Origin of the sequence: Stenomitos frigidus ULC18, from assembly GCF_003003795.1 — a bacterium.
Taxonomy (GTDB): Bacteria; Cyanobacteriota; Cyanobacteriia; order Leptolyngbyales; family Leptolyngbyaceae; genus Stenomitos; species Stenomitos frigidus_A.
Genome location: NZ_PVWK01000100.1, coordinates 1 through 26,259, shown reverse-complemented (window position 1 = coordinate 26,259; position 26,259 = coordinate 1). Strand labels below are relative to the sequence as shown.

24 protein-coding genes are annotated in these 26,259 nt (G+C 51.2%); 8 read left to right on the top strand and 16 right to left on the bottom strand.

What is annotated here, in order from left to right; genetic code table 11:
• Window positions 1–172: 172 nt before the first annotated feature.
• Window positions 173–412 (bottom strand): ferredoxin-thioredoxin reductase variable chain, encoded by a 240-nt coding sequence (locus tag C7B82_RS18945; RefSeq protein WP_106257839.1) that lies wholly within the window; start codon window positions 410–412, stop codon window positions 173–175.
• A 92-nt stretch (window positions 413–504) separates the two neighbouring features.
• Window positions 505–2,403: a PP2C family protein-serine/threonine phosphatase gene (locus C7B82_RS18940; protein WP_106257838.1), complete on the bottom strand. Its 1,899-nt coding sequence runs from the start codon at window positions 2,401–2,403 to the stop codon at window positions 505–507.
• Window positions 2,404–2,809: 406 nt separating this feature from the next.
• On the opposite strand from C7B82_RS18940, the gene C7B82_RS18935 reads away from it, so the two are divergent.
• Together C7B82_RS18935 and C7B82_RS18930 are read left to right on the top strand one after the other, a co-directional pair.
• Window positions 2,810–3,235 carry an NfeD family protein gene (locus C7B82_RS18935; RefSeq protein WP_106257837.1) on the top strand — a complete coding sequence of 142 codons (426 nt, stop codon included), beginning with the start codon at window positions 2,810–2,812 and terminating at the stop codon, window positions 3,233–3,235.
• 75 nt (window positions 3,236–3,310) lie between these two features.
• On the top strand, window positions 3,311–4,261 hold the full coding sequence (locus C7B82_RS18930) for an SPFH domain-containing protein (RefSeq protein WP_106257836.1): 951 nt from the start codon (window positions 3,311–3,313) through the stop codon (window positions 4,259–4,261).
• Between the two features lie 263 nt (window positions 4,262–4,524).
• On the opposite strand, the gene C7B82_RS18925 is transcribed toward C7B82_RS18930, so the two are convergent.
• The 4 genes from C7B82_RS18925 to C7B82_RS18910 all read right to left on the bottom strand — a co-directional run bounded on the left by C7B82_RS18925 (window position 4,525) and on the right by C7B82_RS18910 (window position 7,328).
• The gene (locus tag C7B82_RS18925; RefSeq protein WP_106257835.1) at window positions 4,525–4,902 is read right to left on the bottom strand and encodes a clan AA aspartic protease; all 378 of its coding nucleotides are present in this window, start codon (window positions 4,900–4,902) and stop codon (window positions 4,525–4,527) included.
• Window positions 4,899–5,174: a hypothetical protein gene (locus C7B82_RS18920; RefSeq protein WP_106257842.1), complete on the bottom strand. Its 276-nt coding sequence runs from the start codon at window positions 5,172–5,174 to the stop codon at window positions 4,899–4,901. The genes C7B82_RS18925 and C7B82_RS18920 overlap by 4 nt, the downstream gene beginning before the upstream one ends.
• 181 nt (window positions 5,175–5,355) lie before the next feature.
• A complete protein-coding gene (locus tag C7B82_RS18915) occupies window positions 5,356–5,940 on the bottom strand; it encodes a hypothetical protein (protein WP_146141193.1) in 585 nt (194 codons plus the stop codon).
• A 158-nt stretch (window positions 5,941–6,098) separates the two neighbouring features.
• A complete protein-coding gene (locus C7B82_RS18910) occupies window positions 6,099–7,328 on the bottom strand; it encodes a methionine gamma-lyase family protein (RefSeq protein WP_106257833.1) in 1,230 nt (409 codons plus the stop codon).
• Between the two features lie 148 nt (window positions 7,329–7,476).
• Between C7B82_RS18910 and C7B82_RS18905 the strand changes: the two genes are divergently transcribed.
• Window positions 7,477–8,295, top strand: a complete 819-nt coding sequence (locus C7B82_RS18905) for an acyl-CoA desaturase (RefSeq protein WP_106257832.1) — start codon at window positions 7,477–7,479, stop codon at window positions 8,293–8,295.
• A gap of 64 nt (window positions 8,296–8,359) precedes the next feature.
• On the opposite strand, the gene C7B82_RS18900 is transcribed toward C7B82_RS18905, so the two are convergent.
• Together C7B82_RS18900 and C7B82_RS18895 are read right to left on the bottom strand one after the other, a co-directional pair.
• Entirely contained in the window at window positions 8,360–9,625 is a 1,266-nt protein-coding gene (locus C7B82_RS18900) for a glutamate-5-semialdehyde dehydrogenase (protein ID WP_106257831.1), read from the bottom strand.
• A gap of 4 nt (window positions 9,626–9,629) precedes the next feature.
• The gene (locus C7B82_RS18895; protein WP_106257830.1) at window positions 9,630–10,037 is read right to left on the bottom strand and encodes a hypothetical protein; all 408 of its coding nucleotides are present in this window, start codon (window positions 10,035–10,037) and stop codon (window positions 9,630–9,632) included.
• Window positions 10,038–10,554: 517 nt separating this feature from the next.
• Between C7B82_RS18895 and C7B82_RS18885 the strand changes: the two genes are divergently transcribed.
• Both C7B82_RS18885 and C7B82_RS18880 read left to right on the top strand, forming a co-directional pair.
• Window positions 10,555–11,814, top strand: a complete 1,260-nt coding sequence (locus C7B82_RS18885) for a metallophosphoesterase family protein (protein ID WP_106257841.1) — start codon at window positions 10,555–10,557, stop codon at window positions 11,812–11,814.
• A 134-nt stretch (window positions 11,815–11,948) separates the two neighbouring features.
• Window positions 11,949–12,524 carry a Uma2 family endonuclease gene (locus C7B82_RS18880; RefSeq protein ID WP_106257828.1) on the top strand — a complete coding sequence of 192 codons (576 nt, stop codon included), beginning with the start codon at window positions 11,949–11,951 and terminating at the stop codon, window positions 12,522–12,524.
• 52 nt (window positions 12,525–12,576) lie between these two features.
• Here C7B82_RS18880 and C7B82_RS18875 read toward each other — a convergent pair whose 3' ends face one another.
• The 3 genes from C7B82_RS18875 to C7B82_RS18865 all read right to left on the bottom strand — a co-directional run bounded on the left by C7B82_RS18875 (window position 12,577) and on the right by C7B82_RS18865 (window position 16,691).
• Window positions 12,577–15,798 carry a trypsin-like peptidase domain-containing protein gene (locus C7B82_RS18875; protein WP_106257827.1) on the bottom strand — a complete coding sequence of 1,074 codons (3,222 nt, stop codon included), beginning with the start codon at window positions 15,796–15,798 and terminating at the stop codon, window positions 12,577–12,579.
• Window positions 15,799–15,809: 11 nt separating this feature from the next.
• Window positions 15,810–16,262: a hypothetical protein gene (locus tag C7B82_RS18870; protein ID WP_106257826.1), complete on the bottom strand. Its 453-nt coding sequence runs from the start codon at window positions 16,260–16,262 to the stop codon at window positions 15,810–15,812.
• Between the two features lie 219 nt (window positions 16,263–16,481).
• On the bottom strand, window positions 16,482–16,691 hold the full coding sequence (locus C7B82_RS18865; RefSeq protein ID WP_106257825.1) for a hypothetical protein: 210 nt from the start codon (window positions 16,689–16,691) through the stop codon (window positions 16,482–16,484).
• Between the two features lie 119 nt (window positions 16,692–16,810).
• Here C7B82_RS18865 and C7B82_RS18860 point away from each other — a divergent pair, with 119 nt between their 5' ends.
• Window positions 16,811–17,242 (top strand): pentapeptide repeat-containing protein, encoded by a 432-nt coding sequence (locus C7B82_RS18860; protein WP_106257824.1) that lies wholly within the window; start codon window positions 16,811–16,813, stop codon window positions 17,240–17,242.
• Window positions 17,243–17,365: 123 nt separating this feature from the next.
• On the opposite strand, the gene dacB is transcribed toward C7B82_RS18860, so the two are convergent.
• Window positions 17,366–19,015, bottom strand: coding sequence for a D-alanyl-D-alanine carboxypeptidase/D-alanyl-D-alanine endopeptidase (dacB, locus tag C7B82_RS18855; protein ID WP_219904581.1), 1,650 nt, complete (start codon window positions 19,013–19,015; stop codon window positions 17,366–17,368).
• A gap of 160 nt (window positions 19,016–19,175) precedes the next feature.
• Here dacB and C7B82_RS18850 point away from each other — a divergent pair, with 160 nt between their 5' ends.
• The gene (locus C7B82_RS18850) at window positions 19,176–19,862 is read left to right on the top strand and encodes a hypothetical protein (RefSeq protein WP_106257823.1); all 687 of its coding nucleotides are present in this window, start codon (window positions 19,176–19,178) and stop codon (window positions 19,860–19,862) included.
• Window positions 19,863–19,945: 83 nt separating this feature from the next.
• Here the strand turns inward: C7B82_RS18850 and ilvB are convergent, their stop codons facing one another.
• Both ilvB and C7B82_RS18840 read right to left on the bottom strand, forming a co-directional pair.
• Entirely contained in the window at window positions 19,946–21,781 is a 1,836-nt protein-coding gene (gene ilvB, locus C7B82_RS18845; RefSeq protein ID WP_106257822.1) for a biosynthetic-type acetolactate synthase large subunit, read from the bottom strand.
• Window positions 21,782–22,107: 326 nt separating this feature from the next.
• Window positions 22,108–23,517: a glycoside hydrolase 100 family protein gene (locus tag C7B82_RS18840; RefSeq protein ID WP_106257821.1), complete on the bottom strand. Its 1,410-nt coding sequence runs from the start codon at window positions 23,515–23,517 to the stop codon at window positions 22,108–22,110.
• A gap of 814 nt (window positions 23,518–24,331) precedes the next feature.
• On the opposite strand from C7B82_RS18840, the gene C7B82_RS18835 reads away from it, so the two are divergent.
• Window positions 24,332–24,841: a hypothetical protein gene (locus C7B82_RS18835; RefSeq protein WP_106257820.1), complete on the top strand. Its 510-nt coding sequence runs from the start codon at window positions 24,332–24,334 to the stop codon at window positions 24,839–24,841.
• A gap of 76 nt (window positions 24,842–24,917) precedes the next feature.
• Here the strand turns inward: C7B82_RS18835 and C7B82_RS18830 are convergent, their stop codons facing one another.
• Both C7B82_RS18830 and C7B82_RS18825 read right to left on the bottom strand, forming a co-directional pair.
• Window positions 24,918–25,475 carry a glutathione S-transferase family protein gene (locus tag C7B82_RS18830; protein ID WP_106257819.1) on the bottom strand — a complete coding sequence of 186 codons (558 nt, stop codon included), beginning with the start codon at window positions 25,473–25,475 and terminating at the stop codon, window positions 24,918–24,920.
• Between the two features lie 68 nt (window positions 25,476–25,543).
• Window positions 25,544–26,008 (bottom strand): hypothetical protein, encoded by a 465-nt coding sequence (locus C7B82_RS18825; protein WP_106257818.1) that lies wholly within the window; start codon window positions 26,006–26,008, stop codon window positions 25,544–25,546.
• Between the last annotated feature and the right edge of the window lie 251 nt (window positions 26,009–26,259).

The window sequence follows — 26,259 nt, the reverse complement described above, 5'->3', positions numbered from 1 at the left end:
CTTTGACCCAACGCTCTGCTTCCCGCCGCCTCTCGCTTGACAGGCTTCACTATCCACAGTGTCTACAGAACGATCGATTTGAAACACTACTTTCTCTTTTAGAAAAAGTTAGAAAAGCCGTGCGATGTTCTTAGGGCTACTACATGACGCTCTGAGAGTCGTTATGCGATCGCTAAACCAATTCCAGCTCATTTTGGTGAAAGTGCGCGCGAAATTTTTTGTCAAACTTGATCAGGTAGGGCAAATTGGCGCTGACGGGTCTACCCTTCAACTCTCGAATCACCTGCAGCACTTCCCCTTCTTGACCCCTTAAGTCAAAGGGCTCATTGCGATGATCCGGGTGGTGATAAACGATAACAGACGCTGCCACACGAACACGACTTCCAACCGGAAACGTTTCACCAACTTGCATAACTCAGGCTTCCTGTATAACAGCCATCTCCGCTGTCAGTACAACTTAATACTTTGGACAATTCCTTATCTTTGCATAAGACTGTACCCTTCCTACATTCTTGGCAACACTCGCTCACGGAATTGTTGAAAGCCCGTCGGGTTTAACTGAGACCAGGCTGCTAAACCAATACCACCAAGTAGTAGAGCAGCTAGCAAGCCTCCTACAACCAGAACTTTACGCGATCGCCTGACTCTGCCAGCACTTTCTGGCTGTTGGGTGGCTGGTGGTTCATCCTGCAGCAGTGCTCTAGAAGCAGGCGACCATTCAGATTCGCTTCTCCGACTGGCAGGCAACGAGGGCTCGGGGACAGCAGACCAGATGTTGCAACGGAGGATCACAACGGATGTGTTGTCGTGCCCATTCTTCTGGTTGGCCAGATCGATCCAGGTTTTGGCCGCCAGTTCTAATGAGTGTTTGCCCTTGAGAATGGCATCAGTGTACTCTGCCCAGGATTGCTCAATTAAACCGTAATCACTGAGTCCATCTGAGCAGAGCAGCAGGATGCCATCTTCTTCCAGGATCAAGCGCTGTGTGGTGGGTTGGAGAAATTCGGCATCACGAGTGCCGATCGCTTGCGTGAGTGCACCCGCATCAGGACGCTGTAGCGCCTCCCGATAGAGCGCCCGCCCCAGTCGCACTTCCCGCGCTGAAACATCGTCATCAACCGTCAACAAATGACAGTAACGAGGGGTCATCCAGTACGCGCGGCTATCACCCACGTTAACGAGGTAAAGCTCGTGCCCATTGCCAATAGAACCGTCTACTGCAGGCAGTCGCTGGGACACTTGCAGCGCCATCACCAGCGTTGTGCCCATACGGCGACGATCTTCACGACCTTGCGTATCATTCTGACTAGCAATGAGGTTATTGACCACACGCACAGACGCTTCTAGCTGCTGCATCAACAGATCAGGAGAGACTAGCTCTGTTTGTGCCTCAACCTCTGCCAGCAGTGCCTGAGCCTGCAACTTCAGCGATCGCACCGCCGTTTGACTAGCGACTTCGCCACCTTCATGCCCACCAATGCCATCACACACGATCGCCAGATGGGATGCTAACGGCTCAGATCGGGTTTTAGCAGGAGCTGTGGGGTAACAAGCATCTTCATTGTGCGATCGCTGTGGCCCCGTATCGGTCGCACCCACAATTTGCAACCGTAGCGGTAGTTGAGCAGCTTGTTCCAGCAGCAACTGATTCAGCTGGGTTGCGATCGTGCCCAGTTCACTACCGTCTTCTCGCATCTGATGGCAAATGGCTTGCAACCGCTCTGCGACTCCTGGCTCGGTGCTCGCAACCCATTCCAGCCACCGATTCGCGAGGTCTGCCAGTCGGGGGGTCGCAGGCTCCGCCGCTTCTGTGGGAGCAAGCACGTCGGCATCGTTAAAGAGTTGACAGAGACGTACACGCCAGCCTTCGACTCGAATATTATTCGCTGACAGCAGACTGGAGACAACCCCCTGCTCTAATAGGGGCGTCCATAGCTGCAGTAGTTGCCACAACCAGTAAACCTGACGGACGACGGTTGCCTGCGTCCAGGTGTGAGCGATCGCGGGATAAAGCTTACCTTTCGCGTCCAACGGTACATTCTCCAGCAAAAACAGGCTATTCGCTAGAGCATCGTCTGTTTGGGGGCAAAAGCCATAGACCTCTGGAACATGCAGCCGCTGCGGGTAAAGATGCAGATACGGCAGCACCTCATCTGACCACTCAGCCGGAACATCGGGTAGCAGGCTTGGTTGCGTATCAAGCCAAATCTGTGGGGCCATAACATAATACCGGCCCGCAACCTGTGTGCCGACGGACGGATGTTCCACGGATTGCCCAACAGCCCAGAGGTAGCGGTAGATCAGGGGTGTTTCACAGGAGACGCAGACAAGAGTCCCCAAGGGATTCAGGGGCGCGGCACAGGTTGGATTGGGGCAACAAAGCTGCGGCTTGGAATCACTCATGCGTTTATGACGTTATCTATAGCGTTTTTAACTGGCTTGCCTGTTGAAGCTTACCTGATGTTACGTTCATGCAATCGATCGCCCAGGCGAGGCGCCATCAACGTTAAACTAGTTCTGGAGAGGCCAGAGAAGCCAGGGATTCTCACCTCTACTGAGTCATGCTCGATCGTGATGCAAAAAGCATACTACAGTGAACGTCTTTAAGCTTTCAGGGCACTCTATCAATAGCGTAGTTTTGCTGTTTGAGGCCAATTGCCTATCAACTATAGGGGTGAAAGCGGTAAACGTGCTCGTTCACTTTCTTAAGAAATTTATCGCTCTGATTGATCCGAAATCCGCTCTTCGCAGATTGGATCTAACTGTAGCGATCGCATCCATTTCATTCACGTCTTCAGGAATTAGTTACATGGCGCTGAGTCCTACGGTGATCTGGCTACTGGTTGGAGCGATTCTTTGTCTCGTTGAATTGATTGTGCCAACTGCATTTATCGCTTTTGTCATGGGCGTCAGCGCCCTGGTCGTGGCTGCTGCTTCTACAGTCATTCCACTAGGTTTACAGGTCGTGCTCTGGATGGTGCTGTCATTAGCACTGGTACTCTACTCGCGTCGTCTGGTGCGGCAGAAGGCAACCCGCAAGCTAGACGCCACCGAAGCCGAAACCATGACCGAGATTTTGCCAGGAAAGATCGGGCGTGTGCGCTACGAAGGCAATTCTTGGGCCGCTCGCTGTGAAGATCATACGCTGACGATCGCCCCCAATCAGAAGGTCTACGTCGTCTCGCGCAAAGGCACCACACTTTCAGTCATGCCAGAACATCTGCTGCATCACTGAAGCAAAAGCCGCCAGGGTGAGCGATCGCAGCAGCAATCAACAACGAATCAATAAATCACAACTTAGGAGACCGCAATGTTTGGTTGGTTTTTAGCACTGTTAATTGGTGGTGGTGGGGTCGCGCTTTCGTCTGCCAAAGTGATTCAGCAAGGCAATGAAGCCCTGGTTGAGCGACTGGGTGTATACGATCGCAAGCTAGAGCCCGGACTAAAATTTGTGATTCCTGGACTGGAGCGCGTTGCGTATCAAGGAACAATTCGAGAACGAGTGCTAGACATTCCACCTCAGCCCTCTATTACCCGTGACAACGTTTCCATCACTGTTGATGCTGTCGTCTACTGGCGCATCGTCGATATGGAAAAGGCCTACTACAAGATTCAGGATCTCCAGTTCGCAATGGTCAACCTCGTGCTGACTCAAATCCGCGCCGAGATGGGCAAATTGGAGTTGGACGAGACGTTTACTGCCCGTTCTAAGATCAACGACCTATTACTGCAAGAACTGGATGAGGCAACTGATCCCTGGGGCGTGAAGGTAACACGGGTCGAACTGCGAGATATCATCCCCTCTCAAGCGGTTCAGGAATCAATGGAACTCCAGATGTCGGCAGAACGACGCAAACGGGCAGCGATTCTGAACTCTGAAGGTGAACGCGAAGCGGCGGTGAACTCTGCTAGAGGTAAGGCAGAAGCACAAGTTCTGGATGCCGAAGCCCGTCAAAAGTCAGTTATTTTGCAGGCAGAAGCAGAACAAAAAGCGATCGTTCTCCGTGCCCAGGCAGAACGACAAAATCAAGTCTTGAAGGCTCAAGCAACCGCTGAAGCCATCCAGATTGTGAATCAATCCCTTAAAGCTGACCCCAACGCACCCGAAGCAGGCAAAATGCTCCTGGCGCTGAACTATCTCGAAATGGGCAGCACGATCGGGAAGAGCGACAGCAGCAAAGTGATGTTTATGGACCCGCGCAGTATTCCCGCCACCTTGCAAGGGATGTTGTCGATCGTGGACAACGGGAAGGAAGGGTAGAAATAAGGTCTAAAGGCTGAAGGCTAAAAATAAGCCTTTAGCCTGTGTCGACGATTCAACGACTGATTAGAGCCCAATACTTTTCGGCTAAGCCCTAGCGAATAGAATTCGCGGCTACAAAAGAAAAGTCTGTCTGCGCAGACTACTGACAGTTCAACCTGCGACAACAGCTTTCGTTTCTGTAGCTGCGTTTACACTTGCGGGAATACTATAACCGCTGTTAACCGAGAAGTATTGGATTAAAGCGTGCCTAGCGAATGCGTCTAACTCGCGTTTGGTAGGGCTTCGATCGCGACCGATCCGCCTTCAATTGCCTGAATCCGTAAATCGTAGCCTCTTAATAACTGCATCCCAATCAGAGGCACTGTTTCTGATTCATTGATGTCAATAGGGCGATATTGCCCATCCCAAATCACGATCGCAATGTAAACGTCAAAAATGCATGAAGTGCCATCACCTAAGGTGGCAACATCACGTCCCTTCCAAGATAAATCTAGAGCCACAATGATCTTAGACGGCAAGGTCAAAAAGCCGGAAAAACCTGTATCAATTACTGCATCGACGAGTTGCGTCGTGGTGCTGCTCTTCACTACAACTGGAAGGATCGCCTCACAACTCTGATTCACTACGCCGCGCATCATACAGATTCTTTCAGACTCCGTGCACCGAAATGATATACTGCTCGATGTCCAATGCGGATAAACCAGGTTTGGGCATCAGGGTACTTGGAAAGTAGGCAATCGGACGCTGTCACAATATCGGCAGCAACTTCAAAGGCTCCAGTTTCAATGTCGATCGCCACGATTTTGCCATGATTGCCTGCCTCAACTTGAGGACGCACTTGGGATTCATAGATCTCGTTACCACGTCGAGCAAATTCTTCTTTGCTGTAGCGAGGTTGTCGAACTGTCATTGGCTTGACCTCGTTGCGATTCACAACCCAATTTTAGCTTGGGGATAGCGATCGCTGAATTCAGATTTTGTGTTTTGCAAAATGGGCGATCGCACTGTTTCAATTGGCAGGCGATCGTTGCAATGTCAGTGGGAGTTGGGTTTTGCGCACTCAAATCGAGCTATTACAAGGGGCGATCTTACTAGAAATCCTTGTATCGAGCTAGGAGATCATCATATTCATTCTGTAAAGCTTTAGTTCGTCTCTCGATTTCAGGATAAAGGTTCTCAGGCCAAGGTGGCAGTAAATCTTTTTGCGTATTGTGTAAATCAGTAAACCCCGCTGATCTGGCTGCTTTATACACTGCAACATGCCTAATGTAAGACAATAATGCCTCCAATAATTCTCTATCTAATTGGGCAAGATGAATTTTTGACTCTATGACTTTAACCATTTCTTCGTGATTCGGGAGAATGAAGTCAATTTCTATGACTGCTCCTATTTTCTGTAATGGTCCACTATCTTCCTTACTCTTATCTAGCATTCGTTCCCAAACAACATTATCCTTCTGAAGTCTTAGATAAACTGGCCAATAGAACTCTGTTAACTGACGCTCAATTAATTGAAGACGCGTTATGAATCTCTGTTTAGTAATTTCATTTTTTAATGCTTCTGCATATTTCAGTTTTTCAATAGCTTTATTAATTAGAAATCCTCCTAGTAGAAGTAAGCCACCGATTGCAAGTTTGTCTAATAAAATCTTTATTATTTCATCTTGTAGTGTCATTGCTAGCTTCATCTATCCTTATATATTCCAAGAGTCTAAAGAAATTGATCAACGATACTAGTTGTGACCCTATTACGAGCAACTTGAATCATATTGGTTCAACGATATTAGCTGGAGACCTGTTTGACTGACAGATCTTTTCGCCACTCATGAATTACTCAAGCATGTCCGATCGCCTCGATCGCCGCTTCTAACGCGATCGCCACATGTGTCCAGTGAGTGCCGCCCTGACAGAAGACTGTATACGGTTCTCGTAAAGGTCCATCGGCGGAAAATTCTGAAGTGCTACCGTCGATGAAGGTGCCACCTGCCATGACTAACTCGCTTTCGTAACCGGGCATCGCGCCGGGTACAGGGTCAAGATAGGAGCCGATCGGCGAGTGCTGTTGAATGGCACGGCAGAAGGCAATCAGTTTTTCGGGTGTGCCAAGTTGAATAGCCTGGATCACATCGCGTCGTGGAGCTTGTGGTGAGGGATTAACGGGATAGCCTAACTGGTCAAAGGTATACGCGGTCAGGTGGTTACCTTTCATCGCTTCACCCACCATTTGTGGAGCGAGAAATAAGCCCTGAAACAGCAAGCGATTTTGGTCAAAGGTTGCGCCGCCTGCACTGCCAATGCCGGGAGCGGTCAGGCGGCAGGTTGCCATTTCAACCAGATCGGCGCGTCCGGCGACATAGCCGCCTGCCGTGACGATCGTGCCACCAGGGTTTTTAATCAACGAGCCTGCCATCAAGTCGGCTCCGACTGCCGTTGGTTCTTGGTCTGCCACAAACTCGCCGTAGCAGTTGTCTACAAAGCAAACCGTCTTAGGGTTTTGCTGCTTGACGAGTTGGACAATTTTTTCGATGTCGGCAATCGCCAAACTAGGACGCCATGAGTAGCCACAGGAGCGCTGAATCAAGACCATGCGGGTTTCTGGCTTGATTGCGGACTCTAGCGCGTGCCAGTCAATCGTCCCTAACTCTGTCAAAGCCAATTCTCGATAGCGTACGCCAAACTCTGCCAGGGAACCCTGATCTTGTCCGCGCACACCAATCACTTCTTCTAATGTGTCGTAGGGGGAGCCCGCAACGGCTAACAGTTCGTCTCCGGGACGTAGCACTCCGTAGAGGGCACAGGCGATCGCGTGGGTGCCCGACACAAATTGCACACGTACAGCAGCGGCCTCTGCGCCTACAATGTCTGCGAAGACCTGATCGAGCACCTGCCGCCCCAAATCATCGTGACCATAGCCTGTCACACTACTAAAGTGATGCACGCCGACTCGATGCTTGCGATAGGCCGTCAGCACTCGCCGCAAATTCTTCTTGACCTGAGCGTCAATTCCAGAAAAAATCAGGGATAGTGTTTGCTCTGCTTCGTTTGAAAGATGAAAGCTGCTCATGGATGCCTCATTATTTTCTAGAATACGCTAGGTGCTTATTCGCCAAGGCACTGTGGCTGCATGCAGTCTCAGCTTGCATTCACCCTCTAAAATGAGCGAGGCTTATTATCGCGCAGATTGGCACCATAATCCACATCGAGATGAATGAATGACTGTTGCAACTTCTAAAAAATTAAACTTTGACTTGCCCGTGATTTTATTCATGGCGATCGTGCATGGAGGTGCACTCTTTGCCCTCTTGCCCTCTAACTTTAATTGGGTAGCGGTCGGTATTGCCGTCTTTTTACATTGGGTAACAGGTGGTTTGGGGATTACTCTTGGCTTTCATCGCCTGTTGACTCATCGCAGTTTTCAAGCGCCTAAATGGCTGGAGTACTTTTTAGCGTTCTGTGGAACAATGTCGTGCCAGGGTGGGGTGATTGACTGGGTGGGGATGCATCGGCTTCATCATTTATATTCCGACCAACCTTCTGATCCGCATGACTCTAACCGTGGGTTTTGGTGGAGTCACATGGGCTGGATGCTGCGCGAAATCCCCTCACGGGATCAGGTCGATCGCTTTACTAAAGACATTCACGATGATGCGTTTTACCAGTTTTTAAACAAGCAGTTTATTCCCTTACAGCTGTTGTTAGCCTTGGGGCTTTACCTGCTCGGTGGCTGGCCGTTTGTGGTTTGGGGTGTTTTTGTGCGCCTCATTGCGGTCTTCCACTGCACCTGGTTAGTCAACAGCGCAACGCATCAGTTTGGCTATCGTACGTATGATTCGGGTGATCATTCCACGAACTGCTGGTGGGTGGCTTTGCTCACGTATGGTGAAGGCTGGCACAACAACCACCATGCCTTTCAACACTCCGCGCGCCACGGCCTGCAGTGGTGGGAGATTGACCTGACCTGGATGACCATTCAACTCCTACAAACGCTGGGGCTAGCGAAGAAGGTGAAATTGGCTGAGAAAGAGGGATGAGGGGGAAAGGATAAAGGATGAAGGGCAGAATAAACTTTTAGCCTTCATCCTTTATCCTTTTTTCTCAAAACTGTCCCATGCCTTGCACAATATGCTTGACAGTAGTCAGAGTTTCCAGGCTAATTAAGCCCCGACGCTGCCCTTTCTGGTTGGACATACCTAGAAAGATCGAGTCGCCCCGCTTGGGGTTACGTGAGAAGCGAGGCGACGCGTTGATATAGGTAGAGGCGCTGTTCACACCGAGCGCAAATTGACGGCTCTCTTGATAAGACTCAGTCACCAGACAGTCAGCATGACCGCTGCTATAGAGGTTGATCCAGGAGATGGCGGCTTCCAGGCTGTCTACGACTTTGAAGGCAACCACTTTTGCCAGATACGCCTGCCGCCACTCTGCTTCTTCCGCACGCTTAAGTTCGGGGAATTCTGCCACTAGCTCTGCATCGCCTCTAATCTCAAAACCCTTGTCTTTCAAGCTGTTCCACAACATCGCTAGAGACGAGGGGTTTTGGTTGCGGTGAATCAAGACTTTTTCGATCGCATTCACCGGGTCAGGTTCACTCTGGTGACTGTCCAAAATAATCCAGCGCACAGAGTCCAGGCTCCCGGACGGCGACCAGTAAAGATAGCAGTTGCCCATCGCCGACTTCAAGACGGGTGCAGTTGATTGGCGCACAATCTGCTGTACTAGGTTCGGGCGTCCGTAGGGAATGACCAGGTTGATATATTGGTCTTGAATGATCAGGTCGCGCACCGAGGCGCCTTGGTCAGACGGCAAGGCCTGAAAGCAACCTTGCGGTAAGCCAGCGCGTTCGATCGCCCCATGTAGAGCCTGGGCAATCACCAGATTTGAATTGCTGGCCTCACTGCCGCCCTTAAGAATGAGACTGTTACCCGTTTTGACACAGAGCCCAGCTGCGATCACCGCCAGCTCTGGAAAGGCCTCATAAATAAGCACAATGACGCCTAATGGCATGAGCTGTGAGTAGGTCTGGCAGTGATCAACCTGATAGGTTGCATTCATGACCCGCCCGATCGGATCAGGCAGTTCACTCAAACGCTGCAAAATCTGAATGGCTGCCTGAAGCCTTTCTGGTGTTAATTTCAGCCATTCCAAAATCAGGTCGGGGATCGCCATTTCGCGGCTAGCTTCTAGATCCAGCGTGTTGGCATCCAGAATTTCGTCCTGCTGCTGCTTTAAGGCTTGAGCCATCACTTGCACCGCATGCCCTCGCACCGACCCCTTGGTCATCGCCATCTCTACAGAGGCTCGATGAGCGCGGTGGACGGCAGCGACTGGATCGGGGGAGGGGCTAAAAGAATCGGTTGTCATTGAGCTAACGTCTGTAAGCTAGCAATACCATAAGTGCCGGAAGCAATGCTAGCAGCAGCAGCACGACTGCCCAAAAAACCATTCCAGAAGTTGCTGAAGAGTTTAGCGCCAGCAAAAAGCCAATGATTAACAGTACCAGAATCACTCCCAGCACGATCGACAGATAGCTTTCACCAAAGCCAGAGGAAACCCCATTCCACTGATGCCCATTCCAACGCCATGTCCGCTTGTAGCGGTAGCTTGTAGAAAGCTCTTCTAGGACGTAGCCACCTTCTTCAACGACAAAAATTTGCTGGCAACGATTACACCCAAAGGCTTCAGTGAGCGCAATCTGAGTGAGCTGACCCCGACGGCGACAAGGGCAGGGGTAGCTTTGAGTTAAGTCAATCTTCTGGGCTTTTTGATGTTGCACAGGCGACAAGGAAAGACTTCTGGCAAAGATTCAAGCGAGAACAGTACCGATGCTTTGAACTATTCTGGCAATCGGCGGCTAAGCACCCGTGTTCAGTCCACGTTCTTCGTTTATCTTACCGAACGTTATCAGGGTCATCTGCAGCTTAATGCAAATATTACCATTCACGCTCACTTGAACCTGACTTTAAAGGCGCGTGGCATCGAATCAGCCGTCATTGCCGGGTGCCAACGCCAGGGATCTGTGGTCGTTTGGGCTTGTAAAAAAGCAGCTCGTTAGGACTGATGCAGATGACGCCATCCTAACACCAGCGAATTGAACGTAAAGTGACTCTAGCGAACCGTGTATCCGAGCCTCGGCAACGCTAAACTCAGGTACAGATACGCTCTGCGATCGCTCAGGCTCAGTCAGTAGAGACGCATTGCTCTTGAGAGCCGTTTCTATCGCTTTGGGATGTTCGTTGGCCTTTGCGATCGCCCAAGGCCAGACAGCCCGCTTCACAAGCAACGAAATTCTTATGCCGCGCTTTCTTCACGTTTCAGATATTCATCTCGGGTTTGATCGCTACGACAGTAAAGAGCGCACATTAGACTTCTATCGAGCGTTTCGGGATGCGTTGCACAAGTATGCGATCGCGCCCCAGGTCGATTTTGTGATCATTGCTGGCGATCTGTTTGAGCATCGCAATATTCAGCCCAATATTCTGAACCAGGCGCAGCTTTGCTTACAAGATTTACAGGAGGCGGGCATTCCGGTGCTGGCGATCGAGGGCAATCATGACAACACGCCTTACGGCACCAAAACGAGTTGGCTGCGCTACTTATCTGATTGGGGCTTGCTGAAGCTGCTAGAACCGAGCACTCCCAATACGGGCAACGCGCTGTATGAACCGTGGGATGAAGAAACGAGGCGGGGTGGCTACATTGATCTGGCTTGTGGCGTCCGTGTGTTGGGCTCATACTGGTATGGGGCGTCGGCACCCAACGCGATCGCCAGTCTTGCTGAAGCAATCAAAACCTTGCCGCCGCCGCCTGCTCACACAGTAATGCTGTTTCACCATGGGCTAGAAGGGCAAATCGCTCGCTATCAAGGCGCGTTGCGGTATAACGATCTGCTGCCGCTGAAAGAGGCAGGCGTGGATTATCTTGCGTTGGGTCACATCCACAAAAATTACACGATGGAGGGCTGGATTTTTAACCCTGGTTCCGTAGAAGCGAATAACGTTGAGGAAAGTCAGTTCGATCGCGGCGTGTATCTGGTGGAGATGGATGCTGCTGGCATCCGAGCAGACCTCAAGCGGGATTACACGCAGCGATCGATCGTCCGCTTAAAGGTCACAGCACGGGGGCAAGAAAGCCAGGAGGAGCTAGAAGAAACCGCGATCGCGACAGTACAGCAGGCGATCCAGTCGGGGAAAATTCAGATAGCCGCAGCGCCCATTGTAGAACTACGTATCGAAGGGCAAGTTGGGTTCGATCGCTTGGAGCTAGACACGCACAAACTTCAGCAACAACTGCAAGAACTGACAGGCGCACTGATTTTTCTACTGCGCTACAACGTTGACACAGTTGAGTATGCCACTCATATCACCGAAGAAGCCAGTCGCTTTCAGGTCGAGCGTGAAGTGTTTATGGATTTGCTGGTGGCGCACAATACCTACAAAAAACAAGCACCGGAGCTAGCACAAGGCTTGATTGACCTCAAAAATCAACACATGCAAGGGCTATCGGAGACTGACCTTTACCAGTTTGTGCAAAGCCTTTTGCAGGAGGATTGACGTTGCTGAGCCCGAGATTTAGCCATGAGAGGTGGAAACGTCTGCAATGATCGCTTAACCTTTGCCAACTCTGCAGTTGAGGGACGGCATAGAATGAGAGCACGCTCGATGCGATCGGCTCTCTGTGAAACCCAATGGTTCAGATCAAACCTCGCTTTCTCAGTTTTGAAGAGTATCTGTCTTACGACGACGGGACAGACAACTTGTATGAGTTATTCAACGGAGAACTGATTGAAGTGCCACCCGAGTCGGGCTTCAACGTCGAAATTGCGACATTTTTACTGGTGCAGTTTGCCTTAATGCTGGGTTCTCAACGAGTCCGAGGACATGGTTTAGAGCTTGAAGTGCGCGGCGAACCGAAAAACCGTTACCCTGACCTAACCATTATTCGTGAAGAGCATATTCAGCTACTCAAGAAACGTAATACGATTCGGGTGAGTATGGCTCCACCTGTGTTGGTGGTTGAGGTCGTCAGCCCTGGGGAACTACAACGAGATAGAGACTACATCGCCAAGCGATCGCACTATCAAGATCTGGGCATTCCCGAATACTGGATTGTTGATCCACAAGCAGGAACGGTATTGCTTTTAGCACTGGTTGAAGCAACCTACACCGAAGTCGAGACATTTCAGGGCAACGATGTGATCCGATCGCCCCAACTTGGAATACTGAACGCTACTGTCGCGCAAGTGTTAGCGGCAGTGAACTAAACAGGGAGCGGTTGGATGGCGCAGGGGCGATCGTTCCAAATTCTCAGCAACTTTAAGCCACTTGCTCTAACGCCTCCAGCACTTCGGCGGCATCCTTTTGCCCCCAGTAGTAGCGCATCGTCTCGCTCATGCGCTGCGCCCGGAGTGCCTCTTGCCGTGCTGCATCAAGGTTGCCCGCTGCCCGGTGCATCCACGCTAACCCCACACGAATATCTGCCTCATAGAGGCGGTAGCCCCCTGCTACCGCATAGCCCAACGCCTCTTCTAAATCGCTAGCCGCTGCGACTGCATCCCCCTGCCGCGCTGCCCATCGCCCCCGCGCCAGTAGTGCCTCGATCAGCACATCTCGATTAGAAATGCTGCGGGCAATTTGCAGTGCCTCGTTATAGTGGGACTGGGCAGTGGACAGCTTTGCGTCTGTATCCAGATCTCCCAGGAGGCGATGGCAATCGCTAAGGGAACCCGACCAGTGATTTCGTTCACAGATGCTTTGGTTTGCCTCGGTGATACGACGTGCGTAGACAGCGTCTCCCCAACGGCGCAGATGATCAGCGTACCAAATGCCCCGCGGACCGTAGATGTGTTTCGTCTCCGGGTTAGTCTGTTGTTGTAGGCGCTCAGCGTGCTGAAAGGCATTCTGAGCGGTGTCGAGGTTGCCGAGCAGATGCGCTGCCCACCCCTGGTGTGCTAGAGAATATTGCTCACCCTTCTTATCTTCGACACTACGAGCGTAGGTGAGAGCAGACACGGCGACAGCAGCACTGGCGGGGATGTCGCCGAGATTGACGTAGAGGCTTGCCAGGTTCCTGTAGCCAATTTGAGCGTTGGACCAATCTTCTGCCTCAATAGCACCTGCAATATACCGCTTATAAAGCGGTAGAGTTTCCCCCAACCGTCCCAAACTTGATAAGCAAACTCCAGCATGGTTTAGAATCCAGCGTTGGTTGCCTTTATCAACAACCAGAGGATTCTGAGTAGTATCACCATTGGTGAAGAATTCTTTGATCATGTTCAAAGAGGTGTCCCAAGCTTCGAGTTGGTAAGTGAGAACACGGCGTTCTCTCTGAAAAATGCGCTCCCAAAGAACCTTGTATGCCTCATCATAGTCACCTGCTTGACACCAATGATGTACTGCCTCAACCAGGGGAGTCAGGTCACTGAGGCTAGGGAATTCTGGCACCACTGTGTTTTTTTCATAGAACTCGCCAATACGGCGATGCACGGTTTTCACCCAGTCTGAGTTGCCTTGAGCCAGTTGATCCCGATAATGAGCACGGATGAGCGGATGGAGCGTAAAGTAGCCGCTCTCAGGGTAGTCCTTAACAATGCGGTAGGCAACGAGCCGCCGGATCAGGGCGTTGAAGTTGCTGCTGCTCAGTTCAGTAACGGAGACGTTCAATTTTTCCCGCAAGCGCACCCGAGACGTTGTCTTACGTCGCAAGACCCAATCCAGAAACTTTTTAAGGCTGAGGAGCCATTTTGTAATGGGGTCTAGCGGTGGCTGGCGCGGTGGAATGTAAGGACTGCTGCGTTTCGCTTCAAACACCTGTTGTAGGGCATTGTTTGCGACCACAGGCAGGCGAAACAGGCTAAAGACGTTAAGAAATTCTCGCTCTGCCTGCGTGATGTAGCCGTCGTAACTTCGCAGCACGCTTTGGAGTCGGTCATATACAGGCTGCTTTTGGTCAGGCACTGGAATCTCCCGCACCCGTTTGACATTGCCACCATGTTTATCTAGCAAATAGGTGCCCACCCATCGAAGCGACAGCGCATAACCGCCCCAATCATCCACAACCTCTGCCAGTTCCTTATTCGATCCCTTCACCCCAATGTTTTTCAAGAGTTGACGCCCATCATCCCGATTAAGGGGGCCTAACTCCCGCTGCTGGTAGGTTGTGTAATCGATTAGGTCAAGCACTGGAAACCGACTGGTCAGCAGGCAAAACGAGGCATGGTTGCCATCGGCAAAGGTGCGTAGGAAGGTGCAAAGATCCCGGTTTTTCAGCAAGCCATAGTCATCGCCCTCCTGTTCTTGCAGCAGTTCCAGCCCATCTAAAACAAAGAGATATCGTCCTCGCATTGCCCGGATCGTCTGTGCTTTGGCATCTACCGAGGTTAATTGTCCCGGATCAATCCCTCCCAAGTCGAGGTGTTTCAACACTGCATTAAAAAACTCATCGACATTCGGTTGCTCATAAAAGCCCCACCAAAACACCCCATCGGGCATAGGCAAGGCAGCATCCCGCTGTACGTTCTCCACCCACTGCCGTGCAAAGGTGCTTTTGCCCTCGCCACCAAACCCGATTATTGCCGTCACATGGCAGTGAGGATCTGCCCAATCCTGATTCAGTGCCGCCAATAAAGCGTCTCGACCGACCCACTCCTCTATCAGCGTAGGAGCACGGCTCAGGTCGAAGCGTTGTTTAGGAGCAGGGTCAGGAGTCAGAGCCACGGGTTTTACAGTTGGTGCAGTTGCGGAAACAGTCGTGAGAACGAGTGCATCTCCTTGTGTTGAGGATACCGCTGATGACGCATCTGGATGCAATAGCTCGATCACCACAGCGTAATCAACCGCAAAACTGGTGTCCCGGTCTGCTCCGGTGCGAATGTCGGATGTCTCAGCAATAATGCCCACCACCCTGTCACGCACCACATCCAGCACTGCGCCGCCGCTCATGCCACTGTCGATTTCTGGCGATCGCAATTGCAAGGGGTCTTGCAACAAGATTCGATCGGCTGGAGGCTCAGTTGTGCCCAAAATGGCTCCATCAGCCTGGAGTCCCTGATAGTTGCCCAAACGTCGATACCCATAGCTGCGAAACCTGCGCTCGTCAGGCACATTGACTGAATCATCAGCCTCACCAACAATGGCAACCTCAACCCCTTCTGGCAAATGATCTGCTTGAAGCTGCAGCAACACCACATCATCATCCGAGTCCTGGAAGCATCCCACCACGATCGCTGTTTGCTTCCGTTCCTGCGGCAGTCTTGCCTGTGGAAAATAAACGGTCAAAGCAGCCGCGCGATCGGTCTGCAACGCATCACTAGACCGAAAAAACCTTTGACGAATGAGTTCCCAATGACTGGGAATTCTCCCAAGACGCGGGTTCACTCCCGCTGCCACCACTACATGAGCACAGGTCGCAATCAGCCCATCGCTTGATATCACAAAACCCGTTCCGACAACAGTTTCAGTTTGCTGAATATGCCGGATCTGGACGGTAAAATTCCGCAGGTTTTGAATTTTTTTGGGAGGAGTGGAAGACTCTACCATCGCTGCTGCCTCTAAGAATTGGAACGACTGGTGGCACGATCGCCCTTATAAAAGTAGGGCACTACAAATGACCACCCTAGAACCATCAAGGAACCCAACTTTGGCTCATAGAGGTTGAGCAGAGCAAACACGTCCCCCATCGAATAAATCCACACCAGATAAGACACGCAGGCGATCAACACTGCCAGGATTTGCGGCGGCTGATTTTCTTTAGGGTCAGCGGTGCCAAAGATCCTGACCACCAATACTGCAACCAAACAAAAGACCGTCCAGACGATCCAGTAAGACAATGGTGTTTCACTTGCTTGCCCTGTAGCGATTACGCCTTTGCCCACTAAATATAGACTGATGACCTCCGCTGGAATCAGCTTAATCAGCCGCCCCAGATAGTCTTTCAGCCCATCTGCTTTGTCAGCAGCAACTCGCTTAATGCTTGGACGGGTAATCCTAAACGGTGCAGACATGTCTTGCCTCAGAAAGTCCTCTCTTTCATTAAAACTGCAATCAGAGCATAGCGTTCCGAATGCCACCACAAGGTTTTAGAGTGCTCCACAAAAAAGTTGATCCAATGGTCATGTGTTTTTACCAACAATTTCTACAAACCACTTTGGCAAGTTCGGTAAACGTTGAAGCTGTTGTTCAACTTCAGCCATTGCCTGTTGGGTCAGTTTAATACCAATCCCTTAAAATCTGGCTACAGATAGTGCGTCTAAAATAGAGTGCCAGCCCACAATTGAAGCAATCACCGTTTGGGTCATTGTTTCTAACCGTGCCCGCATCAACCACCGCAACTCGTCCAGGTCTTTAGGCAACTGCCAGCGTAGCCCTAACTTGCAAGGCTGCCACACGCGCTCAATGGGATTGGTTTCTGGTGCCCGAGACGGCTGAAACATTGAGGAATTGGTATGATTCCAATACGGGGTTTGGTAGGCGCAAAAACGAATTAATTCCGATTTCTGTCACTTCTCTCATGTAGTAGCCAACTGACGCTTCAGTCTCCAGGAGGCAAATGATGAACACCCAACTTTTTTCCGCTGTTCTAGCAATCACGGCTTTAGCGATCGCTGTTCCAACACGAGCCGAGAACCCCGACCACGTGAAGCGTCTACTCGCAACGCGATCGTGCGCTGGCTGTGATCTGGCAGGCGCAACCTTGACGGCAGCGCATCTCACAGGTGCCGATTTGAGAAATGCTAACTTGCAAGGTGCGAATCTCACTAACGCGAACCTGGAAGGTGCAGACCTGAGCGGAGCCAACTTGCAGAATGCGAATCTCACAGGCGCGTTTGCCAGCAACGCCAGCTTGAACCTGGCAAACCTCAAGAACGCAAACTTGAACGGTGCCAACGTGAGCAACGCCGAAACGACTGGTGCGAATTTGAATGGTGTTGATGTCACAGGTGCACTGGTTCAAGGTAGCGGCATCAGTGTGGGTGGAAACTAAGGTGATTTCCAAGACAAAATGTACCGCTTGGGATGAGGCAGGTTTTGCCAGCGTCTTTGCATCCAACCTGCCGTTTCAGTGTCAAACCTGCTCCTAGGGGTATTTTGTTTGCTAGAGAGCCCCTTAGCACGATCGCAATCGCGTTAGCACCAGCACAATCTCATCTACAGCGCCTCTGACAGTGTTGGTGGAAGCACCAGAGTAGTTAGTCAAAAGGCTCAGCACAACATCAGGATGGTTGGATGGCGTGAGGTAGCCAGACAAGGCAACAACGCCTCCAATGGTTCCGGTTTTACCTTGAAGCTTGCCTTGTGCTGCCGTGTTGCGAAAGCGATTTTTGAGCGTACCGCTCACGCCAGCGATCGCAAGCGAGTTGCGAAAGACTTGTGAATCAGGGGATTGTGCCATCGCTTGCAGGGTTTGCACCAGGGCTGTGGCGCTGGCGCGATCGCGGCTTGCCAACCCTGAGCCATCCACCATGCTATAGCCTGCAGGGTTCACGCCCAATGGCGTTAGCGTGGCTTTCACGGCAGCAATGCCACTTGCTGTTGCATCCTGACTGGCAGGAGACTGTAAGGCTCCTAGCGTTTTGAGCAACGTTTCGGCATAGGTATTGTTGCTTTCTCGGTTAGTTTCCACCAGGAGTTGAGCCAGGGGAGCCGACTCGATCGCCGCCAGCTCAACTTGTCCCGGTGGGGCAGGCGTGGCTTTGACTACCGTCGATCGCTGGATTGTGATGTTAGCGTTTACCAACGCAGTCCGAAATTTGTCGATTAAGTAATTGCCGGGGTTGGGAATGGACACCGCGATCGGTTCTGCTGCTGAACCCACGCGAAGCTGCCCACTCACTCGAATGAGCCGCTGGTTTAAAACCCGCACCGCATCGACATATTCACCACCGCTTGCCGAAACCGTAACCGATTGATTGCTGACGCGCCAACTGCTGGCATCCGTCGGATCGTCCCACTGGATGCGCAGCGGTTGTCCTACTCGCTGGGGCACTAACGTAAGTCCAATGCCATTTTGGTTCAGCATCAAGCTATTAACGGGAGCGCCATACCCCTGTAGGGTGTCGTCTGCATCCCAGTAAGGATTAGTGGCAGCACCACGAAAATAAGTATCGTCACCAATCAGTTGCTCAACTTGCTGAACCCCTTTTTGACTCAACTGTTGAGCAAGTGTGGTGAGTTGAGCGGTCGTTAGGCTTGGATCACCACGCCCACTAAGGCGCAAGGTTGCCAAAGTGGGTTGAGCGCTATCACCATGTACAGCCGTCCGAAAGCGATACTGAGCACCCAGGGCTTTGAGGGCAGCGGCTGTCGTCAATAGCTTGTTATTAGAAGCTGGAATCAAGAGGGTTGTGGCATTGCTGGCATACAGCGTGCGAGCCGGTTCGCCAAGCGATTGTAACGAAATACCCCAACGAACGCCAGCTAGAGACGAACGTTTGGTGATCCGATCGATCGCGCTACCTAATTGTGCTGGGCAAAGACCACCCGCTGCACTTGCTTGGGCTACCACACTCGATCGTGGGTTCGGCTGAGTGAGCGGTTGGGCAGCACTGGCAGTGCCCATTGTCAGGAACATGCTAGCTGGTAGTAATGTCACTAAAAGGCGCTTAAGGCAGTCAAAATCAACGTTCATGCAGTCATCGATTAGAAAAAGATGATGTTTGGAAAGTCCTCGCTCATGCTGTCCCCCGACCATATTCAACATCACGGGCGGGATAACAACGTAGCGATGATGCTTTCTACCCGTTTCAAACATCCTCATAAGGTATCCTTTTTGAGTGTCCAGGGACTGATAAAGTTCCATTTGAAACCGGAACGGCATCGCCGAATTTCTCTCTCACGGTAGACGATAAGCAGAGGTCTAAAGTGAAAGGCTAGTAGAGTCAGCTAGTTCTATAGCGATCGGCTATAGCTTTTGCCCCATGAGAACACGAGATCCTCAAGCACTGGACAATGAAAGCGTCTATGCCAAGCGATCGCATGGTCATGGAGGGCTATCGTTTTTAACAACCCTGGCATTCTTACTGTCACTGCTGAGTTTAGGCGTCAGCGGTTTTCTTGCCTACCGCTTTCTCAATCTGCAGCAAGCTTTCTCAGCCGTTGATACCGCCCTCAATCGGAATCCAGCAAAGACAAGCCCGAATGTAGAGCCACTACCTGGTCAGGCACCGACACAGACGGCACCACCAACTCAGTCATCCGGCGAGACCGCTAGTCAGGCTGGACAACTCAATCAACCTGCGATCAATCAGAAAGCGCAGGTCGAAATCATCGCTGTAAACCGGATTCAAAATCCAAATACGAAGCTACGTGATTTTGTGAACATCCAATTTCGCGTGCGTCGCCTTGCGCCCAAGACGGATGCGCTTAGCTACGAGCAGGGTGTGATCTATCCCGGCAGCACCACCGCACGCAATCCCACTACGGGCGAAACGTACCCGGCGGTCGATCGCATCAACCGCGCCACGAGCAACATTTCTGTTAGCGAATTGAACCCAAATGCAACGGCTGATGCCTATGTTTGGATCCAGATTCCTGAAGGCACCAGCGCGATCGATATCCTGATTCCGAAGACCCAAGCCTTCAAGAACGTACCGATTTCAGGTTGAATCCATTTCATCAAGCAATATCCAGTGACATTAAGCTTGCTGACAGAACTGAAGCCTAACGTCACTGGCCTTCAACCTGCTCATCACAGCTTTGTGCCGCACTCTGGGCAAAAATTGTTGTTATTAACGTTCTTGGCACCACAACCGCCACAGTAAATGAGCTCGGCTGCATTTTCTAACGTTTTGCGTTCTGGTAAGCCCACCATCTGCGCATTACTCTTACCCGGTGGAATCATGGGGTAGCAGTTCTCATCCCGACGAACACGAGCATCCAAGAGCACTGGTCCTTTGTGAAGGAGTAGTTGAGCAATCGCGCTTTTCAGCTCATCTCGCTGACTGATCATCATGCCTTTAACACCGTAGGCATCGGCCAGTTTGACAAAATCCGGCATCCCCACTTCCATATTGGAGCAAGAATAGCGTTCTTCGTAAAATGCCTGCTGCCACTGGCGCACCATCCCCTGCCAGCCGTTGTTGATGATCACTGTTTTCACGTTGATGCCATACTGTGCCAGCGTGCCCAACTCCTGAATGTTCATCTGGATGCTGGCATCGCCGCTGATACAGATGACTTCATCATTCGGTAGCGCCACCTTTGCGCCCATTGCCGCAGGCATCCCAAAGCCCATTGTGCCTAGACCAGCACTGGAGATCCAGCGACGTGGACCGTTTTTAAGAAATTGTGCTGCCCACATTTGATGCTGCCCCACATCCGTCGTGTAGTATGCATTGGGAGCTTGAATCCCTAGCTCGACAATGACTTCCTGGGGAGAAAGGCTATCCGCGTAGTGGGGCACTTCCAGCGGGTAATCTTCCTGCCAGCGAGCAATCCGGTTGAGCCAGGGTCGGTTGCGCTGCGGATCACGGACGTCGCCGTCTTCATGACTGCGGCGTAGCAGTTCGACCAACACCTGACGCACATCGCCCACGATCGGCACTTCTGGTGCGCGGTTTTTGCCCACTTCGGCAGGGTCAATGTCGATATGGATCACCTTGGCACGTGCTGCAAATTCATCGAGTTTGCCTGTCACGCGATCGTCAAAACGAGCACCCACTGCAATGAGTAGATCGCACTCGGTAACGGCAAAGTTGGCATAGGCCGTACCATGCATCCCCAACATGCCGACTGAAAGCGAATGATGCTCATCAAAGGCACCAATACCCATCAGCGTTGTGGTTACAGGCAAACTGAAGCGCTCAGCAAGTTCTTTGATTTCAGCGTGAGCGTTCGAGGCGATCGCGCCACCACCCACGTACAGCAGGGGTTGTTTTGCTTGCCGAATGAGCTTTAGGGCGTGGGCAATCTGGCGCGGATTGCCTTTCACAGTTGGGCGATATCCTGGTAGCTTGACATCTTCTAAAGCCACAGGCTCGTAGTCAAACTGCTGCTGCGCGATATCTTTAGGCACATCAATCAGTACGGGACCAGGGCGACCCGTCGTGGCAATGTAAAAGGCTTCCGCCACCACTCGCGCCATGTCTCTGGGATCGCGTACGACATACGAATGTTTGACGATCGGCAGCGTAATGCCAAAAATGTCGGTTTCCTGAAAGGCATCACTGCCGATCGCGTGGCTGGGAACCTGCCCTGTAATGATCACTAAGGGAATCGAGTCCATGTGAGCAGTGGCAATGCCCGTCACTAAATTGGTCGCACCAGGGCCAGAGGTCGCAAAGCAAACACCGACTCGACCCGTTGCGCGAGCGTAGCCATCAGCCGCATGGGCTGCTCCTTGCTCATGCCGCACTAGAATGTGCTTGAACCCACCTTCAGCCTGCGCCCGGTAAATCTCGTCATAGATGGGCAGAATAGCACCACCAGGGTAGCCAAAGATATGCTCAACCCCGTGGCGCTTCAAGCTATCAATCAATGCGAACGCGCCAGTCACTCGCTTTACAGCCACACGTTGCAGTTGCACTAGGAAACCTCACCAACCTTGGATGAATTTGTATCGAATATTGCACTAAAAGCTAGAACTTAAGTTTAGTGCGGATTGCGATCCCTGTCGAGCCATTGTGCTTCTCAGCACAAATCCTTGTAATGCCGATTCTAGCGAAGGATGAAGCTCATTGGCTGATATCTTACCGTCACCATCTCCTGACATGGTGAACTACAGCAATAAAACGTTAAGCAGGCAGCCTCGTCAAGCAGTGCGAAAAAGCCCGCTTGAGGCTGGTTTGTGTTCACCAGGCAGTCGGCTCAGAGCACTCCACAAATTCATCCTAAAGCTGTAGCAATCGGGTGCTATCGCAACTCACGCACCTTACCCATCAGTGCCAGCATCTCCGGGTCTTCATCAAAGGTGATCAGGTTCAAATGCTGGGGATTTTCTAGAAACTCTCTAGCCAGCAAGTAGCCAGAAATCGTCCAGGTTTGGTATTTGCGTGATGCTTTGCCGACAAGCCTGCCGTTTCTACCGTCGTAGTATTCGGGCCACTCATCCTCGGCGAGTCGCCGCTCTGCCATTTCGACAGCCCGCCAGCCTAGTTCTGGTCTGCCGGTTTTTTGGGCGACTGCTGCCAAGCTCCAGAGCAGTACAGGCCAGTTACCGCCGTTATGGTACGACCAGGGGACGTTCTTCGGATCGCAGCCTGTGAGAATTTTCCACTCCAGGTCTTCGACCGCGGGGAAGCAAATTTTCATTGGCATGTAGCCTACTAAATCCTGCCAGCGCTGTTCAATCAAGTCCATAATCGACTGCGCTTCGTGTTCGCTTGCTAGAGAGGAATTGATGGCGATCAAATTGCCCAGCGAGAAAAAACGAAAATCCATCTGTGCTGGACCCAAGTTACCTGCCAGATAGCCTCCCTTTTCGGGCATCCATTCTGTCAACCAGTAGGGAATAGAATCGGGATAGATATTGAATTTATTGACTGCCGCTTCGCCAAATTCCTCGCCACGATAGCGATAGATGTCGTTGAGCCGACTGAGATCCAGCCAGTAATACTCCCGAATATGGAAGTTAAGGATGCTCAACCGCTGGTTAACCACCTGAATGTAAACATCACCACGACGACCGGGAGCGAGCAGTTCTTGCGCGGCTCGGAGAGCAGCATAAAACAGTGCCTGGATTTCGAGTGGGTGCCCATACACACCCATACGCCGATCGATCATGAACGCGCCATCGGGTACCAGCATGGTGGGATACATATCGAACCGATCGGCCAGACAGAGTTTCAAAATCAAAATGATGCCGTTTTGGAATTCTGGCTCGTGTGCCAATGTCATATCGCCCGTCGATTTGACATAGGCTCGCAGCAACAGCAGCCACCAAAGGCACGAGTCAACCGGGGTCACTCGGCCGATCGCGTGTTCTCCGAAGTCAGCCGTCAAGTACTGGTGTCCATCCCACGATTCCACCTTGAAGCTGGCTGGCATCAACCCCTGACCAGCATTAAAGCAGTCCATCTGCTTATCGCTGCTTTGCAATGCCAGTGTTTCGATCAAAAAATTGCGAACAATTTCGGGTTTCCCTTTAATTAAAAACAGCAGTGCTGCCGACACAAAATCTCGCACAAAGCACTGATCATAATTTAGTGATTCTACATACGGATCGCGTGCGGCTACTGTGCCCACGGGACGCCCCCGATAGTACACGATCGCATCTTCCAACAATTCCCAGGCTTCTTTGACGAGATTGCTTTGTCCTTGCATTACTTGTCCCGCGCTCCTCGTAACATTTAAATGATTGAGTTTGTATAGCCAATGCAATCAGTGAAACTCAGCCAATTTGAGGCAGATGCCCCGGTGGCTGAGCTTCCTAGAACGCCAATGCCGCTTAAGCGGCATTGGCGCCCTGATGCGGTTGCTTTTGAAATCTGCTGCACCCAGTAAGAATGAAACGGAACGGGAACAATCTGCCAGAGTTCACGAAGCAAGGTGTAGATACAGTGCTCTCTGGCTACTCAAACAATTGCCACCGGAAATAACTTTTTATAGTGTCTTTAGGCCTATCCTAAAGTGAGCGCCAACCCTGTTAGAAAACTTATACACTCAGCTTAGCCCCCGCCAGGAGGGATTTTCGGTAAATTCTTGGTGAGGGAAGGCGCTGAACTGATCGAAAACGATAAAGATTGCTCTATCTCTGTAATTCTCTATGCAAGTGCCAAACCATACATGATTGAGAACCTTGGGCACTGACTTACTGCTTTTTGTGACTGGCGATCAGACCAGCGCTGGTAAAACCCGCTGACAGCTAACGGTTCCGATCGTTTGCAGTACTGGACTGATGATGAAGGACGAACTTTGTTTGGGGTTGTCTAATTTTGCTGGAGAAACGTTTCTTAAGCATCCGTTTTGCGCGCACTATCTGTGTTCAAGCAGCGTACAGACTTTGTGCAGAGACGCGATGCGGTGTAGGATGAGGCGCAAGCATGGCGAGGTGGTCAGTCAGACATGGGTCTCATTTTCGTTGCTTGCGCCGTCATGCTGTAAACTTTAATAGTACAAATGTTTTATTTGTGTCCCTATGGTTCAATATACGCTTGTCCAAAGCCCAGAAGTGATTCTGACCGTTCCTGGCAAAGATTCTGTCAAAGCCCGCGAAAAAGCAATGGATCAGTTAATCGAACTGATGGATGCGGGTGAACTCCCGACCGAACTTTCTGATGGTTTTGCGCCCCAACAGTTTATTGAAGTGAAAGAACCGATCGTTAACCCCAGTCCCGATGAAGATGCTGTCACACAGGCAGTGCAGATACTCAGTAATCTGGCAACGTTAAAGCTGAAGCTGCAAGACTCCCGTGCAGAAGCACTCCAGGTACATGCCGAGATTGATATTCTCTTTAGCGATGAGCCCGTGAGCGAAGAAGAAATCGCCAGCCTCAAAGATGGGTTTAAAGCCCTAAAAGCCTATGCGCAAGCAAACCTTCGTTTTAAAGAAGCAAGAAAGCAGGCAGCAGAGGCCCGCGGTGTGCTCGATCGTGCCCTTAATACTGCCGATCCAGAACCAAAAGTAAGCAAAAAGAGCGAGCACTGAGTAAGAGTGAAGCTTTGAGTTTAACGGCTCACAACACCCTGGCAGCGCTGCTAGGACTTACTGTAGGAGCGATCGCTTAAGCGCTACGTCCGCCGATCGTCTTTTGAAAAGCAGGTCGAGCGCTGAGCTGCTTCAGATACTCAATCACAGCTGGAAAGGCACTAAAGTCCATTTGGAATCGCATCTGAAAAAAGCCTAATGTAGAACCAATGGCTACATCTGCTGGACTGAATTGCTCACCTAACAGATAGGGCTGAAGTTCCAGGATCTGGTTAATTGGTTTGAGTAAGCGAACGGTTGCATGATCACGAGTGGCTTCATTCAACAGCTCTGGCCCTAGCGTTGCGTTCGCGAACAAAATCCACTGAGCCAGCTCAGCTCGCTGCTCGGCTGTTTCAGACTTACCATATTTGTCGGCTAAATACAGCAAAATTGCGCCCGACTCCCACAGCTTGAAATCACCATCCACGATCGCGGGTACTTTGCCAATCGGGTTAATGGCTGTGTAATCGGCCTCCAAGTGCTCACCTGCCTGCATGTCCAGCAGCACATACTCATAAGGGATCGTTAGTTCTTCCAGACACCACTGCACGATCGACGCGCGGCTGAACTTCCCACCGTAAAGCTTGAGCATGGAACAACCCTCCCTAAAACATTCAGTTTTCAACTGTTAGCGCATTCGCAACTAACAACCACTCATTACTAAAGCACCTTATGCGTATATTCATGCTGCTTCACATTATCCTCGGTTCTGACAAGGCGCTGCGAATTGAGTACGCGCTTACGCTCGGTCGAGTAGGTGAAGTCGCTACGGCTGGAACCTACAGGAATATGTGCCTGAGCCACAGGACGAACTTTGTAGGTACGGGCAGCGGCGATTGCCCGTTCCGTAAATTCATCACAAAACTGCGCGGTTGCTGGAAAGGCAGCGGGTAGTTGGGGGGTATCACTCGACCACACTACACCCATCGTTGTAGCGATCGCAGTCTGATAGGACGTTGGAATCCCTTTAACGATCGCTTCTAGCGCCGCGGAAGGAATTGGCTCCACAACAGCAACCTCGTGCACTTCGCCTTCATCCTTAACAAAGCAGGTTGCTAAGCCCAAAACAATGTAATCATCGGCTGCTAAATCAGGTGCATTCAAATTAAACGCTGCAATTGTCATAGGAAAGCCCAGTATTCAGATTCAACGCTAGAGAAATCAAGCACTACAGTGCATTCTACCAACTTCGTGAGACGCTTCCCCTTTCTACTTTCTTACTCTAAGGATCACGAAGTTAATCACTCCGGCATTTCCCGTAGGGGCGCACGGAGTTTTATACCAATTCCTTAAAGACCAGCTACAGATAGTGCGTCCAGAATGGAGCGCCAGCCTACAATGGAGGCAATCACCGCTTGGGTCATCGCTTCTAACCT

Excerpts from the sequence above, each read along its gene's own strand:
- C7B82_RS18860 (WP_106257824.1), top strand. The coding sequence starts at position 16,811 with ATGAACACCCAACTTTTTTCCGCTGTTCTAGCAATCACGGCTTTAGCG.
- C7B82_RS18910 (WP_106257833.1), bottom strand. The coding sequence starts at position 7,328 with ATGAGCAGCTTTCATCTTTCAAACGAAGCAGAGCAAACACTATCCCTG.
- C7B82_RS18850 (WP_106257823.1), top strand. The coding sequence starts at position 19,176 with ATGAGAACACGAGATCCTCAAGCACTGGACAATGAAAGCGTCTATGCC.
- C7B82_RS18930 (WP_106257836.1), top strand. The coding sequence starts at position 3,311 with ATGTTTGGTTGGTTTTTAGCACTGTTAATTGGTGGTGGTGGGGTCGCG.
- C7B82_RS18840 (WP_106257821.1), bottom strand. The coding sequence starts at position 23,517 with ATGCAAGGACAAAGCAATCTCGTCAAAGAAGCCTGGGAATTGTTGGAA.
- C7B82_RS18925 (WP_106257835.1), bottom strand. The coding sequence starts at position 4,902 with ATGATGCGCGGCGTAGTGAATCAGAGTTGTGAGGCGATCCTTCCAGTT.
- C7B82_RS18945 (WP_106257839.1), bottom strand. The coding sequence starts at position 412 with ATGCAAGTTGGTGAAACGTTTCCGGTTGGAAGTCGTGTTCGTGTGGCA.
- C7B82_RS18830 (WP_106257819.1), bottom strand. The coding sequence starts at position 25,475 with ATGCTCAAGCTTTACGGTGGGAAGTTCAGCCGCGCGTCGATCGTGCAG.
- C7B82_RS18935 (WP_106257837.1), top strand. The coding sequence starts at position 2,810 with ATGGCGCTGAGTCCTACGGTGATCTGGCTACTGGTTGGAGCGATTCTT.
- C7B82_RS18920 (WP_106257842.1), bottom strand. The coding sequence starts at position 5,174 with ATGACAGTTCGACAACCTCGCTACAGCAAAGAAGAATTTGCTCGACGT.
- C7B82_RS18825 (WP_106257818.1), bottom strand. The coding sequence starts at position 26,008 with ATGACAATTGCAGCGTTTAATTTGAATGCACCTGATTTAGCAGCCGAT.
- C7B82_RS18880 (WP_106257828.1), top strand. The coding sequence starts at position 11,949 with ATGGTTCAGATCAAACCTCGCTTTCTCAGTTTTGAAGAGTATCTGTCT.
- dacB (WP_219904581.1), bottom strand. The coding sequence starts at position 19,015 with ATGAGGATGTTTGAAACGGGTAGAAAGCATCATCGCTACGTTGTTATC.
- C7B82_RS18915 (WP_146141193.1), bottom strand. The coding sequence starts at position 5,940 with ATGACACTACAAGATGAAATAATAAAGATTTTATTAGACAAACTTGCA.
- C7B82_RS18900 (WP_106257831.1), bottom strand. The coding sequence starts at position 9,625 with ATGACAACCGATTCTTTTAGCCCCTCCCCCGATCCAGTCGCTGCCGTC.
- C7B82_RS18940 (WP_106257838.1), bottom strand. The coding sequence starts at position 2,403 with ATGAGTGATTCCAAGCCGCAGCTTTGTTGCCCCAATCCAACCTGTGCC.
- C7B82_RS18870 (WP_106257826.1), bottom strand. The coding sequence starts at position 16,262 with ATGTCTGCACCGTTTAGGATTACCCGTCCAAGCATTAAGCGAGTTGCT.
- C7B82_RS18905 (WP_106257832.1), top strand. The coding sequence starts at position 7,477 with ATGACTGTTGCAACTTCTAAAAAATTAAACTTTGACTTGCCCGTGATT.
- C7B82_RS18835 (WP_106257820.1), top strand. The coding sequence starts at position 24,332 with ATGGTTCAATATACGCTTGTCCAAAGCCCAGAAGTGATTCTGACCGTT.
- C7B82_RS18875 (WP_106257827.1), bottom strand. The coding sequence starts at position 15,798 with ATGGTAGAGTCTTCCACTCCTCCCAAAAAAATTCAAAACCTGCGGAAT.
- C7B82_RS18885 (WP_106257841.1), top strand. The coding sequence starts at position 10,555 with ATGCCGCGCTTTCTTCACGTTTCAGATATTCATCTCGGGTTTGATCGC.
- C7B82_RS18865 (WP_106257825.1), bottom strand. The coding sequence starts at position 16,691 with ATGTTTCAGCCGTCTCGGGCACCAGAAACCAATCCCATTGAGCGCGTG.